Source organism: Streptomyces sp. PKA51 (assembly GCF_057552455.1).
This window is the reverse complement of record NZ_BAAJPZ010000008.1, coordinates 83161-98580: the sequence shown is the minus strand read 5'-3', so window position 1 is coordinate 98580 and position 15420 is coordinate 83161. Positions and strand designations below refer to the sequence as shown.

Genomic DNA, 15420 nt, shown 5'->3' with positions numbered 1-15420 from the left:
CATGGCAGCGCAGACCACGGACGACACGACGGGAACCACCGGCGACGGCACCTGGGCGCCCGGCGACCAGATCCTGTGGCGCTACCGCGACAACCGCAGCGGCCAGGTGCACATCTGCCGGCCCGTCACCGTCGTGGAGGACTCCCCCGACCTGCTCGCCGTCTGGATGGCCCCCGGCACCGACTGCGTCAAACCGCTCCTCGCCGACGGCACGCCCGTCCACCGGGAGCCGCTGGCCACCCGCTACACCAAGCCCCGCACCACCACCGTCACCCGCTGGTTCGGGCCGGGCGTGCTCAAGCTCGCCCGGCCCGGCGAGCCCTGGTCCGTCTGGCTCTTCTGGGACCCGGGCTGGCACTTTCGCAACTGGTACGTCAACCTCGAGGAGCCCCTCGCCCGCTGGGCCGGCGGCGTCGACTCCGAGGACCACTTCCTCGACATCTCCGTCCACCCCGACCGCAGCTGGGAGTGGAAGGACGAGGACGAATTCGCCCAGGCCCAGCTCGTCGGCCTCATGACCGCCGAACGCGCCGAGCGCGTACGGGCCGCCGGGCGCGCCGCCGTCGGCCTCATCGAATCCTGGGGCGCCCCCTTCGCCGCCGGCTGGCCCGACTGGCGGCCCGACCCCGCCTGGCCCGTGCCCGCCCTGCCCGCCGACTGGGACCGCCCGCCCACGGCCCACCGCGAACCCGGGTGTGAATCAGGGCCGGAACCGCTTGCCGACTCCCCGCGCGACGATCGTAGGATCAGCCTCCGCGGTACCGGCACAGCTATGGGAGGGGCACAACCGTGAGCGCTGACGGTCGGCGGGACTACGACGGCTACGCCCGCTTAGGGCTGGACCGCAGCGGCCAGGCCGAGGCGTTCGACGCCATCGGCGACCGCTACGACGAGGCATTCCCGCACAAGGACGGCCAGCTCGCCTCCGGCGCCTGGCTGGCCACCACCCTGCCGCCCGGCTCCCGCGTCCTGGACGTCGGCTGCGGCACCGGTCTGCCGACCGCACGCCAGCTGGCGGACGCCGGGCACGAGGTCGTCGGCATCGACCTGTCCCCCGGCATGCTCGACCTCGCCCGCGCCAACGTCCCGGACGCCACCTTCCACCTCGGTGACCTCGCCGGGCTGCGCGACGGGCACCTGGGCACCTTCGACGGCATCGCCGCCTTCTTCTCCCTGCTGATGCTGCCGCGCGCGGAGATCCCGCACGCGCTGCGGATGCTGCACGACCTCCTCAGACCCGGGGGACTGCTGGCCCTGTCGATGGTCGAGGCCGACGTCGACGACTACGCCATGCCGTTCCTGGGCAACACGATCCGGGTATCCGGTTACCTGCGGGACGACTTGCGGCAGGTCGTGCGCGACGCGGGATTCGACATCGCCGGCGAGAACGCGCTGGCGTACGCCCCGGCCAGTACGGACGTCCCACCCGAGATCCAGATCTTCCTCGACCTGCGCCGCGCCTGAACCCCGTGTGCCCCAGCCGGGTGCACGGCCCCGACGGATGGAACCCCACGCGTGACGGAGCACCCCAACTCCCACGGCAGACGCCGCCCCGCCCCCCGGCCGGCGGCCACCCCCGCACGCCCCGACGCCACGGCGGCCCCGTACGGCGGCGAGCCGGGTGCGACCCGCGCGCCGCGCCCGACGGGCCACGAGGAGACCGCCCCCACCGGCCGCGTACCGCGCCAGGCGGGCGGCACCGGCACGCCGCCCGGCGCCGCGGCCGCGGGCGCCCCCGCGGCCCGTACGCCACGCCCGGCGGACAACGCGACCACCGGCCGCGTGCCGCGCCAGGCGCGCCGCACGGGCACCACCCCTGTCCGCGACGACAACCCTGCAACCCCTGCGCCACGTCGGGCGGACAACGCCTCCAGCGGCCGGGTGCCGCGCCAGACGCGTGGCGCCGGTGCCACCCGGGCGCGGCAGTTGACGGGGCGTCCGGAGAGCGGTGCCGCCCCGGGCGGGGCGGACGGCACGGCCGCGGCGCCCGCCACGGACGCCGTCGCCGCCCCCGCGGGGCGGCGGGGGCGGCGGGGGCGCGGGCGGCGGGCTGACAGCACGTCAATTACTCCCGTCCGACGGGAGATACCCACCGGCGACGGCGAGCGGGCCCGGCCCGCCGCGGACACCCCGCGGCGCAGCCGCCGGCGCAAGGCGCCGGCCGTGCGGGTCGGGGGCGGGATGCGCATGGAGGGGTCCGGTCAGGAGCCGGCCGAGTGCGGCGCGGCGCACGTGCCCGTCGTGGACGACGGGGACAGGGACGGGGACGGGCACGCCCGGCCCCGGGCCCGGGGCGGCCGGCAGCGGGCCGGGGACGCGCGCGGCAGCCGCGACGGCACGGTGTCCGCCGGCGGTGGCGGCGGTGCCGGGGGCACCGGGGACGCCGCCGGTCACGGCAGCGGCGGCACGGGCGGGCCGGGCACGGCGGGGCTGGCGCAGACTGCGGCCGGCGCCTCCGGCGGCGGCGAGCGGCTGCGTTTCGTGGGCGCCGCGACCCGCCGTATCGCCCGTGGCATCGATCTGGACGAGATCGTGCTGGGGCTGTGCCGGGCGACCGTGCCCACGTTCGCGGACGCGATCCTGGTCTATCTCCGTGATCCGCTGCCGGTCGGCGACGAGCGGCCCGTGGGTCCGGTGGTGCTGCGGTTGCGCCGCACGGACCGGTTGCCCGACAGTGCGCAGGAGAGTCCGGATCCGGGCCCGGAGTTGACGGAGACGGCCGCGGAGCGCTGCGAGGTGCGCATAGGCGGGCCGCTCGCGGAGGTGCTGCGGGGTGTCCGGCCGGTGTTCGGGGACTCCTCGGCCGCGCGGGCGGCGCTGCCCGAACTGCTCGGCGAGGGCCGGCACGTGCCGGATCGCCACCGTACGATCCTGGCGCCGTTGCGCGGCCGGCGTCGGGTGATCGGCGCGGCGGTGTTCGTCCGCCGCCTGGACCGGCCGCCGTTCGAGGGCGACGACCTCCTGGTGGCGGCGCAGCTGGCGACGCACACGGCGCTGGGCGTGGACAAGGCCGTCCTGTACGGCCGCGAGGTGTACATCGCCGACGAGCTGCAGCGCACGATGCTGCCGGATTCGCTGCCGCAGCCGACGGGCGTGCGGCTGGCCAGCCGCTATCTGCCGGCGGCGGAGACGGCCCGGGTCGGCGGCGACTGGTACGACGCGATCCCGCTGCCCGGCAACCGCGTGGCGCTCGTCGTCGGCGATGTCATGGGGCACTCGATGACGTCCGCGGCGATCATGGGTCAGCTGCGGACGACCGCGCAGACCCTGGCGGGCCTGGACCTGCCCCCGCAGGAGGTGCTGCACCATCTCGACGAGCAGGCGCAGCGCCTGGGCAGCGACCGGATGGCGACGTGCCTGTACGCGGTGTACGACCCGGTCGCGCACCGCATCGTGATCGCGAACGCCGGGCATCCGCCGCCGGTGCTGCTGCACCGCGGCGGCCGGGCGGAGGTGCTGCGGGTGCCGCCGGGTGCGCCGATCGGCGTGGGCGGGGTGGACTTCGAGGCGGTGGAGCTGGACGCGCCGGCCGGGGCGACGCTGCTGCTGTACACCGACGGTCTGGTGGAGTCCCGGATGCGGGACGTGTGGACGGGGATAGAGCAGCTGCGCGAGCGGCTCATCGAGACCGCGCGTCTGACGGGCCCCAATCCGCCGCCGCTGGAGCCGTTGTGCGACGAGGTGCTGGGCATGCTGGGCCCGGGGGACCGGGACGACGACATCGCGCTGCTGGCGGCCCGTTTCGAGGGCATCGCGCCGAGCGACGTGGCGTACTGGTTCCTCGATCCGCGCCCGCAGACGCCGCGCGAGGCGCGCCGCCTGGCCCGCAGGGCGCTGGCCCGGTGGGATCTGGAGGAGCTCACGGACGGGGTGGAGCTGCTGGTCAGCGAGGTGATCACCAACGCCGTGCGGTATGCCGAGCGTCCGATAACGCTGCGGCTGCTGCGCACGGACGTGCTGCGCTGCGAGGTCGGCGACGACGTGCCGCAGCTGCCGCGGCTGCGGCAGGCGCGGCCGTCGGACGAGGGCGGCCGGGGGCTGTACCTGGTCAACAGGATGGCCCGGCGCTGGGGTGCCACGCGGCTCAGCACGGGGAAGGTGGTGTGGTTCGAGCTGGCGCTGCCGTCGCGCGCCCGCTGACCGTGGGGGCACTGTTGCCGACGCGGTGTCGGCGCGCTTGACTGGCCCGGTCGAGGGGCGGCTTCCCTCCGCCCCCGCCCGTTCCTCGTTCGGGAGGCGTCCCATGGCCGATTCGGCGCAGAGCACCCCGCACACCCAGGCCCCGTACACCACGGACAACGTCGGTATCCCGGTGGAGAGCGACGAGCACTCCCTCACCATCGGCGACACCGGCCCCATCCTGCTCCAGGATCACTACCTCATCGAGAAGATGGCCCAGTTCAACCGCGAGCGGATCCCCGAGCGGGTGGTCCACGCCAAGGGCGGCGGCGCGTACGGGCACTTCGAGGTGACCAACGACGTCAGCGCCTTCACCAAGGCCGACGTCTTCCGGCCGGGCGGCCGCACGCAGGTGCTGGCCCGCTTCTCGACCGTGGCCGGCGAGCAGGGCTCGCCCGACACCTGGCGCGACCCGCGCGGCTTCGCGCTGAAGTTCTACACCCGCGAGGGCAACTACGACCTGGTGGGCAACAACACCCCCGTGTTCTTCGTGCGCGACCCGATCAAGTTCCAGGACTTCATCCGCTCGCAGAAGCGCCGCCCCGACAGCGGCCTGCGCGACCACGACATGCAGTGGGACTTCTGGACCCTCTCGCCCGAGTCGGCGCACCAGGTCACCTGGCTGATGGGCGACCGCGGCATCCCGCGGACCTGGCGCCACATGAACGGCTACGGCTCCCACACCTATATGTGGATCAATGGGGGCGGGGAGCGGTTCTGGATCAAGTACCACATCAGGACCGACCAGGGCATCGAGTTCCTCACCCAGGCCGACGCCGACCGCCTGGCCGGCGAGGACGCCGACTTCCACCGCCGCGACCTGTTCGACTCCATCGCCCGCGGCGACGCCCCGAGCTGGACGATGTCCGTGCAGGTGATGCCGTTCGAGGACGCCGCGGACTACCGCTTCAACCCCTTCGACCTCACCAAGGTGTGGCCGCACGGCGACTACCCGCTGATCGAGGTCGGCCGGCTCACCCTCGACCGCAACCCCGAGGACTACTTCGTCCACATCGAGCAGGCCGCCTTCGAGCCCTCCAACCTGGTGCCCGGCATCGGCCCCTCCCCGGACAAGATGCTGCTGGGCCGGCTCTTCTCCTACCCGGACACCCACCGCTACCGCATCGGCCCCAACTACGCCCAGCTGCCGCCGAACCGTCCGCAGGCACCGGTGAACTCCTACGCCAAGGACGGCGCCATGCGCTACGAGCCGTCCCGCACCGCCCGCCCGTACGCGCCCAACTCCTACGGGGGCCCCGCCGCCGACACCACCCGCTTCGGCGGCATCGCCGGCTGGGCGGCGGCCGGCGAGATGGTGCGCGAGGCGTACCGGCTGCACCGCGAGGACGACGACTTCGGCCAGGCCGGCACGCTGGTCCGCCAGGTCCTGGACGACGCCGCCCGCGCGCGCCTGGTCGACAACGTGGCGGGCCACCTGAAGGCGGGCCTGAGCGGGCCCGTCCTCTCCCGCGCCCTCCAGTACTGGCGCAACATCGACAAGGAGACGGGCGACCGGATCGCCACCAGGGTCGACGGCGGATGACAAAGCAGCCGGCCGTCCTCCCCCGGGAGGGGAGGACGGCCGGCTGCTGCGTTCACACCGCCGTGGATCAGAACGACGGCGGGGGCGGGTTCACCCCGCCGTTGGGCCGGGTGTCCTGCCCTCCACCCGTGCCCCCGCTGTTCGTGGGCTTGGTCGAGGTGCCCGTCGACGGGCTCGTCGGCGGGATGGGCGGGGTGTGGTGCGACGGCCCGGTGGACGGCGACCGCGAGCCGGACGGCGTGCCCGAGGGCGAGCCGGACGGGGAGCGGGAGCCGGAGGGCGTGCCCGAGGGGGACTTCGAAGCGCCGGGAGAGGCGCTGCCGGAGGGCTTGCCGGACGGGACGGCGGCCGGCGGCACGTACTTGTCCTGCGTCTCCAGGTCGAACTTGGCGTCGTCGTCCTCGTCGTCGAAGACGGCGGAGGTGTAGGCGGCCCAGATCTTCGCGGGGTAGGAACCACCGTTGACGCGGCCGTTGCCGCCCGTGTCCTGCAGGGTGACCTGCTTGCCGCCCGGGCCCTCGCCGAACAGACCGACGGAGGTGACCAGGCCGGGGGTGTAGGCGGTGAACCAGGCCGACTTGTCGTCGTCGGAGGTACCGGTCTTGCCGGCGACCTGGTAGCGGCCGCTGGCGACCCGGCTGGCGGTACCGTCCTCGACCACGCCGGTCATGACGGAGGTGACGCCGTCGGCGGTGTTGCGGGAGACCACGCGCTCGTCGCCGGCCGGGTTGGGGAGCTTGTAGTTCTCGCCCTTCCAGGACACGGACTTGATGATGCTGGGCGTGACCTTCTTGCCGTGGTTGTCGAGGGTGGCGTAGACGCCCGCCATCTCCAGCGGGCTGGCGCCCATGGAACCCAGCGACATGGAGGGGACCTCTTCGAAGTCGCCCTTCATGCCGAGGTCGACGGCGGTCTTCTTGACCTTCGACAGGCCGACGTCGACGGCCATCTGCGCGAAGACCGTGTTGACCGACTTGTTCATCGCCATCTGGACGTTGATCGCCGGCTCGGAGTACTGGTCCTCGTTCTCCGGGGCGAAGCCGTCGCCGCCCGGACCCACGACCGGACGCTTGTTGGTGCCGTCGTAGGTGGTCGACGGCGTGATCGGCTGCCCGCTCTGGGTCTTCGACTCGTTCTGCAGGGCCGAGGCCAGGATCAGCGGCTTGAACGTCGACGCGGGCTGGTAGTCGCTGCGCGTGGCGTTGCTGAGCTGGTGCTTGAGGAAGTCCTGGCCGCCGTAGAGGGCCACGATGTGACCGGTCTTGGCGTCGACGGAGACGGCGCCCGGCTGGACGTGGCCGTCGACCTCGCGGGCCTTCGGGTCCAGGTCGTCGAGAAGCTGGTTCTTCATCGCCTTCTCGAGCGCGGCCTGCTTCTTCGGGTCGATGCTCAGCGTGATCGTCCAGCCGCCGGCGGCGAAGTCGCTCTCCGGGCGGCCCTGGCGCTTGAGCTCGCGGATCATCTCCTGGCGCGCGGCCTGGACGAGGTAGCCGTTCTGGCCGGTGAGGCCGGCCGGGGGCTTGGGCTGGCCCGGCGGCTTGAACTGCATCGCCTTGCGCTTCTCGGGGTCGAGCCACTTCTGCTCGACCATCTTGTCGAGCACGTAGTTCCAGCGCGCCTCGACGTTGCGCTTGCCGGCGTCGGTGGCCGTCCCCCAGTCGTACTGGCTCGGTGCCTGGAGCAGCGCGGCGAGGTAGGCGCCCTCCTCCAGGCTGAGCTTGTCGACGTCCTTGCCGTAGTACGCGCGGGAGGCCGCCTGGATGCCGGAGGCGTTGCGGCCGAAGTAACTGGTGTTCAGGTAGCCCGCGAGGATCTCGGTCTTGGGCTTCTGGTCCTGGACCTTCAGCGAGATGATCAGTTCCTTCACCTTGCGGGTGACGGTCTGGCGCTGGTCCAGGTAGTAGTTCTTGACGTACTGCTGGGTGATGGTGGAGCCACCCTGCTTGCCGCGGCCCATGACGGTGTTGAGGATGCCGCGCGCGGTGCCCTTGAGGTCGACGCCGGGGTCGGTCCAGAAGTTCTTGTTCTCGGCCGCGACGACCGCGTTCTGGACGTCCTTGGGGACCTTGGAGAGGGGCACCTCCTCGCGGTTGACCTCGCCGAGGCGGGCGATGATCTCGCCCTTCTGGTTCTTGTAGACGTTGCTCTGCGCCTGCGCGGCCTTGTTTCCTTCGCCGGGCACGTCCACGTACAGGTAGAGCGCGTAGAACGCACCGGCGGCGAGGCCGATCAGGCCCACGAAGTAGGCCAGCAGCAACTTCCAGGTGAAGAACCGGCGTATGCCGGTCTTTCTGGGTTTCCCGCCGCCCCGTGCCGGGCGGCCGCCCTTCTTCTGCGCTCGTCGCGCTTCAGCTCGGCCCATTTCTCCTGTAGCTCCAGTCCGTCCGCCCCCAACCCAGCTCATGAAGCTAACACCGCAACTGCCACCAAACGCCCATCGATCACGGCAATAACGGACGTGACATACAGCACCCCGGGCGGCGGGAACCCGGTACGGAGTCGCGCGGGAAACCGTACAGGAGCGATCATCAGTGTTAATGTGCTATCACTTTGATAGGCAGTGCACGAGGGTGCACGGCACCGACCGAACCGGGGGACCTCCCATGTCCGAGACGCCCGACGCCGGCCCCGGCGTTCCGCCCTTCGCCGACCGCCCGCGCGTGACGGAGAAGCCCGCCAATGACATAGGCGGCGGGCTCGCACTCCTGCTCGGCCTGATCGGCCTGCTGGTCGGCATCGGCCTCGTCGTCGCCGGCGGGGTCACCAGCTCGCACGTCCCGGACGGGGTGACCGTCGCCCTCATCGCCGTGGGCATCACCGTCGGCGTCTGCGCCTTCATCGCCATGGCGGGCCTGAACACCATCGCGCCGGGCGAGGCCCAGGTCGTCCAGCTCTTCGGCCGCTACCGCGGCACCATCCGCACCGAGGGCCTGCGCTGGGTGAACCCCTTCACCAGCCGGCGCTCCCTGTCCACCCGGGTGCGCAACCACGAGACGGCCGTACTGAAGGTCAACGACGCGTACGGCAACCCCATCGAGCTCGCCGCGGTCGTGGTGTGGCGGGTCGAGGACACCGCGCAGGCGATGTTCGAGGTGGAGGACTTCCAGGAGTTCGTGGCCACCCAGACCGAGGCGGCCGTGCGGCACATCGCCATCGAGTACCCCTATGACGCGCACGACGAGGACGCGCTGTCCCTGCGCGGCAACGCGGAGGAGATCACCGAGAAGCTGGCGATCGAACTGCACGCCCGCGTCGAGGCCGCCGGCGTGCGCATCATCGAGTCGCGCTTCACCCACCTCGCGTACGCCCCCGAGATCGCCTCGGCGATGCTCCAGCGCCAGCAGGCCGGCGCGGTCGTCGCGGCCCGCAAAATGATCGTCGAGGGCGCGGTGGGCATGGTCGAGATGGCCCTGGAGCGGATCATGGAGCAGGACATCGTCGCCCTGGACGAGGAGAGGAAGGCGGCCATGGTGAGCAACCTGATGGTGGTGCTGTGCGGTGACCGGGCCGCCCAGCCCGTCCTGAACACCGGCACCCTCTACCAGTGACGGAGGAGGGTGCGGGAGCCGCACCGCGCAGGCCGCAGCAGCGCAAACAGGTGCTGCTGCGGCTGGACCCGCAGGTGCACGACGCGCTGACCCGGTGGGCGGCGGACGAGCTGCGCAGCGCGAACGCGCAGATCGAGTTCCTGCTGCGCAAGGCCCTGCACGAGGCGGGCCGCCTGCCCTCGGACGTCTCCGCCATCCGCCGCCGCGGGCGTCCGCCGAAGGATTCCTGACCCCTCTGTTCCCATCCCTGTCCCCATTCCTGTCCCCATCGCCGGACGGGCCGGCAGGTCGGCCCGTCCGGCGATTCGCGGCCCGGCTATACACATCATGTATACACACGATGTAGAGTCCGGCTCATGTCAATCGGACACACCCTGCTCGGCCTCCTGGAGGCCGGCCCCCGCCACGGCTACGACCTCAAGCGCGCCTTCGACGAGCGCTTCGGCCACGACCGCCCGCTCCACTACGGCCAGGTCTACGCCACCATGTCCCGTCTGCTGAAGAACGGCCTGGTCGAGGTCGACGGCATCGAGCAGGGCGACGGGCCCGACCGCAAGCGCTACGCCATCACCGACGCCGGCGTCACCGACGTCGCCTCGTGGCTGGAGCGGCCCGAGAAGCCCGAGCCGTATCTGCAGTCGACCCTCTACACCAAGGTCGTCCTCGCCCTGATGACCGGCCGCGACGCCACCGGCGTGCTCGACGCGCAGCGCGCGGAGCACCTGCGGCTGATGCGCGAGCTGACGCAGCGCAAGCGCGAGGGGGACCTCGCCGACCAGCTGATCTGCGATCACGCCCTGTTCCACCTGGAGGCCGACCTGCGCTGGCTGGAGATCACCGCCGCCCGCCTGGACCGGCTCGCCGACACGGTGGTGCACCCGTGACGCCCGCCGGTTCGCTGCTGGCCGCCACCGGCCTGCACAAGGCGTACGGCCTGACCCGCGCCCTGGACGACGCGGAGTTCTCCGTGCACCCCGGCGAGGTCGTGGCCGTCATGGGCCCCTCCGGTTCCGGCAAGTCGACGCTGCTGCACTGCCTGGCCGGCATCGTGCGCCCGGACGCCGGCACCGTCCACTACGCGGGCCGGGAGCTGACGGCGATGCCGGACGCCGAGCGCAGTGCGCTGCGCCGCACCGACTTCGGGTTCGTCTTCCAGTTCGGCCGGCTCGTCCCCGAGCTGACCTGCGCCGAGAACGTCGCGATGCCGCTGCGCCTGAACGGCGTGGGACGCCGCGCGGCGGAGCGCAGGGCCACCGAGTGGCTCCAGGCCCTCGAAGTGGCCGGCGTGGAGCGCAAGCGCCCCGCGGAGATATCGGGCGGTCAGGCGCAGCGCGTGGCCGTGGCCCGCGCCCTGGTCACCGAGCCGGCCGTGATCTTCGCGGACGAGCCGACGGGCGCCCTGGACTCGCTCAACAGCGAGCGCGTGATGCAGCTGCTGACCGATGCGGCCCGGGCCTCCCGGGCGGCCGTCGTGCTGGTCACGCACGACGCCCGCGTGGCCGCCTACTCCGACCGCGAGGTCGTCGTGCGCGACGGCCGCATCCGGGACATGGCGGGGGCGCTGCGATGACCTTCCTGCGCACCTTCGCGCGCGACCTGGCCATGGGCGCCCGCTTCGCCGTCACCGGCGGCCGCGCCGGGTGGCTGCGCACGGCGCTGACAGCGGCCGGCGTCGGCATCGGCGTGGCGTTACTCCTCGTGCTGGCCGCGCTGCCCGAGGCGGTGGACGCCCGCGAGGCGCGCCAGGTGGCCCGCCACGGCGGGGCGAGCGCACCGCTCACCGAGCCGGGCGCGCGGACGATGCTGATCCAGGAGACCGACACCGAGTATCACGGGCGGCGGATCGAGGGCGGCCTCGTACGCCCGGAGGGCCCGAAGGCCCCCGTGCCGCCGGGGGTGACGGCGTTGCCGCGGCCCGGCGAGATGGTGGTCTCCCCCGCCCTGAAGGACCTCCTGGACTCCCCCGCCGGCGCGCTGCTGCGCGAGCGGCTGCCGCACCGCGTCACCGGGACGATCGCCGCCGAGGGTCTCGTCGGCCCCGACGAGCTCCTCTATTACGCGGGCAGCGACAAACTGGCCGTCCACTCCTACCTGCCCACCGACCCGCACCGGATCGACTCCTTCGGTCACGACCGCGCCGTCCCCCCGCCGAACGACGACCTCAAGCTCCTCGGCGGCCTGGCCTGTGCCGTCGTCCTGCTGCCGGTCGGCGTGCTGATCGCCACCGCCGCCCGCTTCGGCGGCGAGCGCCGCGACCGGCGGCTGGCCGCGCTGCGCCTGCTGGGGGCGGACAGCCGCGCGACGCGCCGGGTGGCGGCGGGCGAGGCACTGGCCGGTGCGCTGTTCGGGCTGGTCGTCGGTGCGGGTCTGTTCCTCCTGCTGCGCCGGGGCGGCCCGTCGGTGCGCCTCGACAGGGTCGGGATCTTCCCCGCCGACCTCCTGCCCTCCCTCTCCTCCGCCGTCGCGATCGCCGTCGCCGTACCGCTGGTGACGGTCGCCGTGTCGCTGTTCGCGCTGCGGGACGTGGCCATCGAGCCGCTGGGCGTGGTGCGGGGCGCGCCGCGCCGGCGCCGGCTGTGGTGGCGGCCGCTGCTGCCGCTGACGGGCCTGGCCCTGCTGGTGGGTATCGCCACGAACGTGCTCGACCTGTACGTCGCGGGCTACAAGTGGCTGCTGGTGCCGGCCGCGGCCGTGCTGGTCCTGCTCGGGGTCACGGCCCTGCTGCCCTGGCTGGTGCAGGCGGTCGTCGGCCATCTGCAGGGCGGGTCGCCGGCGTGGCAGCTCGCCGTGCGCCGGCTGCAGCTGGACAGCGGCCCGGCCTCGCGCGCCGTCGCCGGGATCCTCGTCGCCGTGGCCGGTGCGGTGTCCGTGCAGATGGTCCTCGACGGCGCCCGCGCCGTGGAGACCACGTCCGGGGGCAGTGCTGCGGCAAGGAGCGTGTACGTGTCGACGGGCCCGGGGACGGTCGAGCGGACGCGGTCGTTCGCGGACCGGTTCCGGGGCCTCGAAGGCGTCCGCGCGGTGGCGGGCCACGTCACCACGACCGTCGACACCGTGGGCACCAAGGGGTACGGCCGCATGACGATCGCCGACTGCGACAGCGCCCGCGTCCTCGCCAAGGTCGGCGCGTGCCGCGACGGCGACGTCTTCCTGGTCACCGAACGCCCCGGCACCCGGCCCTTCTCCGTCCGCCCCGGCATGGAGGTGACCGTGCGCCACGGCGGGAGCGGCGGGGAGCCCTGGACCGTCCCCGCGTCGGCCCGCGTCGTCGACCCGCAGGCCCCGGACGGACTCGGGTACGCGGTCACCGGCATCCTCGCCACGCCGTCGGCCGTACGGACCGACGTACGCGATGCCCAGGCCAGGATCACCGTCCGGCTGGACCCCGGGGTGCCGGACGCCGTCGAGCGCGTCCGCAACACCGTCGCCGCAATCGATCCGGCCGCGCTCGTCATCGACACCGGCACCGTGTCCGGCCTGCGCGACTCCGACTACATCTCGCTGCTGCGGCTGCTGCCCGCCGGAACCGCCCTCACGCTCGCCCTGATCGCGGCGAGCCTGACGCTGGCCACCGTCGAGCAGCTCGGCGAGCGCAGGTCGGCGCTGTCGGTCCTCGCGGCCTTCGGCACCAGCCGGTCGGTCGTGGCGTGGTCGGTCGTGTGGCAGACGGCGGTGCCGGTGGTCCTCGGCATGGTGCCGGCCGTGGCCGTCGGGCTGGGGCTGGGCCGGCTGGTCATGACGATGACGCCGCTGCGGGTGGCCGACTGGTTCGGCTTCGTGCCGATCGTGGGGGCGGGCCTGGGCGTGGTCGCCCTCGTCACGCTCGCCGCACTGCCGGCACTGTGGCGGATGATGCGCCCGGACGGCCTGCGAGCCGAATAGCGCCGGACAGCGCCGAGCAGCGCCGCCTCAGTTCACGATCCGTACCGGCAGTCGGCGCAGCTCCGTGCGCAGGGCGGCGGCGAACTCCTCGAACTCGCCCTGGCGGGCGGCCCCCGTGCGCATCGCCAGGGCGATCCGGCGCGAGGGCGCGGGGTCGGCGAAGTGGCCGGTGGCGAGCCGTTCGCTGCGGCCGGTCTCCACCTGCAGGGCCGTGGCGGGCAGCAGGGTCACCCCGAGCCCGCCGCCGACCAGCTGGACGAGCGTGGAGAGCCCGGCGGCGCTGGTCGTCGCGGCGACCCCTTCGGTGCGGCCGGCCTCCCGGCACACGTCCAGGGCCTGGTCGCGCAGGCAGTGGCCCTCGTCGAGCAGCAGCAGGTCCAGCTCGCGCAGGGCCTCGCGGGGAATGTCGTCGCGCCCGGCCAGCCAGTGGTCGTGCGGGGCGACCAGGACGAAGTCCTCGTCGAAGAGGGGGAGTTCGGTGATCCAGGACATGCCGAGCGGCACGGCGAGCAGCAGCAGGTCGAGCCGGCCTTGGGCGAGCCCGTCGAGCAGGGAGCCGGTCTGCTCCTCGTGGACCTGCAGGTCCAGCTGCGGGTAGCGGTCGTGGACCAGGCGCAGCACGGTGGGCAGCAGGTACGGCGCGACGGTGGGGATGACGCCCAGGCGCAGGACGCCGGTGAAGGGGGCGCGGGCGGCTTCCGCCTCCTCCATGAAGGAGCCGACCGCCTCCAGGACGGCGCGGGCCCGGACGGCGAGCCGCTCACCCGCAGGGCTGAGCAGCACCTTGCGCGTCGTACGCTCGAGAAGCTGAATCCCGAGGGTCTCCTCAAGGGTGGAGACGGCACTGGAGAGCGCGGGCTGGCTCATGCCGATGGCCGTGGCGGCGTCCCTGAAGTGCAGGTGCTCGGCCACGGCGGCGAAGGCGCGCAGCTGGGCGAGGCTGGGCTGGCGGGGGCGTCCGGGGGCTATGGACGAGGCCGGCGACGTCACTGATAACCACCTCCAATCAACACCACCCAGTCTACCTATTTCCCCTATCAATGCCTCCTGTGGCACTGTGTTCTTGTCCAACCCGCAGGAAACCCCCGAATCAGTGGGTTTCCTTCGTTGCAAGGAGAGCGCGTGCTCACTGTCGGTGACAAGTTCCCCGAGTTCGACCTGACCGCCTGTGTCTCGCTCGAGGCCGACAAGGCCTTCGCGCAGATCGACCACAAGACCTACGAGGGCAAGTGGAAGGTCGTTTTCTTCTGGCCGAAGGACTTCACCTTCGTCTGCCCGACCGAGATCGCCGCGTTCGGCCAGCTGAACGAGGAGTTCGCCGACCGTGACGCCCAGATCCTCGGCGTCTCCGGCGACTCGGAGTTCGTCCACCACGCCTGGCGCAAGGACCACAAGGACCTGCGCGACCTGCCCTTCCCGATGCTCGCCGACGCCAAGCACGAGCTCATGCGCGGCTGCGGCGTCGAGGGCGAGGACGGCTACGCCCAGCGCGCCGTCTTCATCGTCGACCCGAACAACGAGATCCAGTTCGTCATGGTGACCGCCGGTTCCGTGGGCCGTAACCCCAAGGAGGTCCTGCGGGTCCTCGACGCCCTGCAGACCGACGAGCTGTGCCCCTGCAACTGGTCCAAGGGCGAGGAGACCCTCGACGCGGTCAAGCTCCTCGCCGGCGAGTGAGCTGATCCTCCATGGCCCTCGATGAACTGAAGTCCGCGATACCGGGCTACGCCAAGGACCTGAAGCTGAACCTCGGCTCGGTCATCGGCAACTCCAACCTGCCCCAGCAGCAGCTGTGGGGCACCGTGCTCTCCTGCGCGATCGCGACCCGCTCGCCGATCGTGCTGCGCGAGCTGGAGCCGGAGGCCAAGACCCACCTCTCCCCGGAGGCCTACGAGGCCGCCAAGGCCGCCGCCGCCATCATGGCGATGAACAACGTCTACTACCGGACCCGGCACCTGCTGTCGGACCCGGAGTACGGCAACCTGCGGGCCGGCCTGCGGATGAACGTCATCGGCAACCCGGGCGTGGAGAAGGTCGACTTCGAGCTGTGGTCCCTGGCGGTCTCCGCCATCAACGGCTGCGGCATGTGCCTCGACTCGCACGAGCAGGTGCTCCGCAAGGCCGGTGTCGACCGGGAGACGATCCAGGAAGCGTTCAAGATCGCCGCCGTCCTCCAGGCCGTCGGCGCCACGCTGGACGCGGAAGCCGTGCTGAACGGCTGATTGCGGTCGCAAGGAAGCGGGCCCCCGACCATCGGTCGGGGGCCCG

The 15420-nt window shown here is 72.6% G+C and carries 13 protein-coding genes; 11 read left to right on the top strand and 2 right to left on the bottom strand.

The window, feature by feature from the left end:
- The first annotated feature begins 1 nt into the window (after position 1).
- From fomD to AC27L3_RS14870, 4 genes are all read left to right on the top strand, one after another.
- Positions 2 to 793 carry a cytidylyl-2-hydroxypropylphosphonate hydrolase gene (gene fomD, locus AC27L3_RS14885; protein ID WP_487234494.1) on the top strand — a complete coding sequence of 264 codons (792 nt, stop codon included), beginning with the start codon at positions 2 to 4 and terminating at the stop codon, positions 791 to 793.
- Positions 790 to 1464, top strand: coding sequence for a class I SAM-dependent DNA methyltransferase (locus AC27L3_RS14880; RefSeq protein ID WP_365966786.1), 675 nt, complete (start codon positions 790 to 792; stop codon positions 1462 to 1464). Before fomD ends, AC27L3_RS14880 begins: the two co-directional genes overlap by 4 nt.
- Before the next feature lie 768 nt (positions 1465 to 2232).
- Positions 2233 to 4140, top strand: coding sequence for a SpoIIE family protein phosphatase (locus AC27L3_RS14875; protein ID WP_487234619.1), 1908 nt, complete (start codon positions 2233 to 2235; stop codon positions 4138 to 4140).
- A gap of 103 nt (positions 4141 to 4243) precedes the next feature.
- On the top strand, positions 4244 to 5722 hold the full coding sequence (locus AC27L3_RS14870) for a catalase (protein ID WP_487234493.1): 1479 nt from the start codon (positions 4244 to 4246) through the stop codon (positions 5720 to 5722).
- Between the two features lie 67 nt (positions 5723 to 5789).
- On the opposite strand, the gene AC27L3_RS14865 is transcribed toward AC27L3_RS14870, so the two are convergent.
- Positions 5790 to 8084, bottom strand: a complete 2295-nt coding sequence (locus AC27L3_RS14865; RefSeq protein ID WP_487234492.1) for a transglycosylase domain-containing protein — start codon at positions 8082 to 8084, stop codon at positions 5790 to 5792.
- Positions 8085 to 8325: 241 nt separating this feature from the next.
- Between AC27L3_RS14865 and AC27L3_RS14860 the strand changes: the two genes are divergently transcribed.
- The 5 genes from AC27L3_RS14860 to AC27L3_RS14840 all read left to right on the top strand — a co-directional run bounded on the left by AC27L3_RS14860 (position 8326) and on the right by AC27L3_RS14840 (position 13152).
- Positions 8326 to 9270 (top strand): SPFH domain-containing protein, encoded by a 945-nt coding sequence (locus AC27L3_RS14860; RefSeq protein WP_487234491.1) that lies wholly within the window; start codon positions 8326 to 8328, stop codon positions 9268 to 9270.
- Positions 9267 to 9500, top strand: coding sequence for a type II toxin-antitoxin system antitoxin (locus AC27L3_RS14855; RefSeq protein WP_344436684.1), 234 nt, complete (start codon positions 9267 to 9269; stop codon positions 9498 to 9500). The genes AC27L3_RS14860 and AC27L3_RS14855 overlap by 4 nt, the downstream gene beginning before the upstream one ends.
- Positions 9501 to 9626: 126 nt before the next feature.
- Complete coding sequence (locus AC27L3_RS14850) at positions 9627 to 10154, top strand: PadR family transcriptional regulator (RefSeq protein ID WP_487234490.1); 528 nt, start codon at positions 9627 to 9629, stop codon at positions 10152 to 10154.
- Entirely contained in the window at positions 10151 to 10840 is a 690-nt protein-coding gene (locus AC27L3_RS14845) for an ABC transporter ATP-binding protein (RefSeq protein WP_487234489.1), read from the top strand. Before AC27L3_RS14850 ends, AC27L3_RS14845 begins: the two co-directional genes overlap by 4 nt.
- The gene (locus tag AC27L3_RS14840; RefSeq protein WP_487234488.1) at positions 10837 to 13152 is read left to right on the top strand and encodes an FtsX-like permease family protein; all 2316 of its coding nucleotides are present in this window, start codon (positions 10837 to 10839) and stop codon (positions 13150 to 13152) included. Before AC27L3_RS14845 ends, AC27L3_RS14840 begins: the two co-directional genes overlap by 4 nt.
- Positions 13153 to 13179: 27 nt before the next feature.
- On the opposite strand, the gene AC27L3_RS14835 is transcribed toward AC27L3_RS14840, so the two are convergent.
- Positions 13180 to 14142, bottom strand: coding sequence for a hydrogen peroxide-inducible genes activator (locus AC27L3_RS14835; RefSeq protein ID WP_487234487.1), 963 nt, complete (start codon positions 14140 to 14142; stop codon positions 13180 to 13182).
- A 132-nt stretch (positions 14143 to 14274) separates the two neighbouring features.
- Here AC27L3_RS14835 and AC27L3_RS14830 point away from each other — a divergent pair, with 132 nt between their 5' ends.
- Positions 14275 to 14829 (top strand): peroxiredoxin, encoded by a 555-nt coding sequence (locus AC27L3_RS14830; RefSeq protein ID WP_344436679.1) that lies wholly within the window; start codon positions 14275 to 14277, stop codon positions 14827 to 14829.
- 11 nt (positions 14830 to 14840) lie between these two features.
- On the top strand, positions 14841 to 15374 hold the full coding sequence (locus tag AC27L3_RS14825) for an alkyl hydroperoxide reductase (protein ID WP_365966795.1): 534 nt from the start codon (positions 14841 to 14843) through the stop codon (positions 15372 to 15374).
- Positions 15375 to 15420: the final 46 nt, after the last annotated feature.

What these genes read in the sequence shown, in the direction of transcription:
- AC27L3_RS14865 (WP_487234492.1), bottom strand. Translation starts at nt 8,084, where the DNA reads ATGGGCCGAGCTGAAGCGCGACGAGCGCAGAAGAAGGGCGGCCGCCCG.
- AC27L3_RS14870 (WP_487234493.1), top strand. Translation starts at nt 4,244, where the DNA reads ATGGCCGATTCGGCGCAGAGCACCCCGCACACCCAGGCCCCGTACACC.
- AC27L3_RS14850 (WP_487234490.1), top strand. Translation starts at nt 9,627, where the DNA reads ATGTCAATCGGACACACCCTGCTCGGCCTCCTGGAGGCCGGCCCCCGC.
- AC27L3_RS14825 (WP_365966795.1), top strand. Translation starts at nt 14,841, where the DNA reads ATGGCCCTCGATGAACTGAAGTCCGCGATACCGGGCTACGCCAAGGAC.
- AC27L3_RS14840 (WP_487234488.1), top strand. Translation starts at nt 10,837, where the DNA reads ATGACCTTCCTGCGCACCTTCGCGCGCGACCTGGCCATGGGCGCCCGC.
- fomD (WP_487234494.1), top strand. Translation starts at nt 2, where the DNA reads ATGGCAGCGCAGACCACGGACGACACGACGGGAACCACCGGCGACGGC.
- AC27L3_RS14860 (WP_487234491.1), top strand. Translation starts at nt 8,326, where the DNA reads ATGTCCGAGACGCCCGACGCCGGCCCCGGCGTTCCGCCCTTCGCCGAC.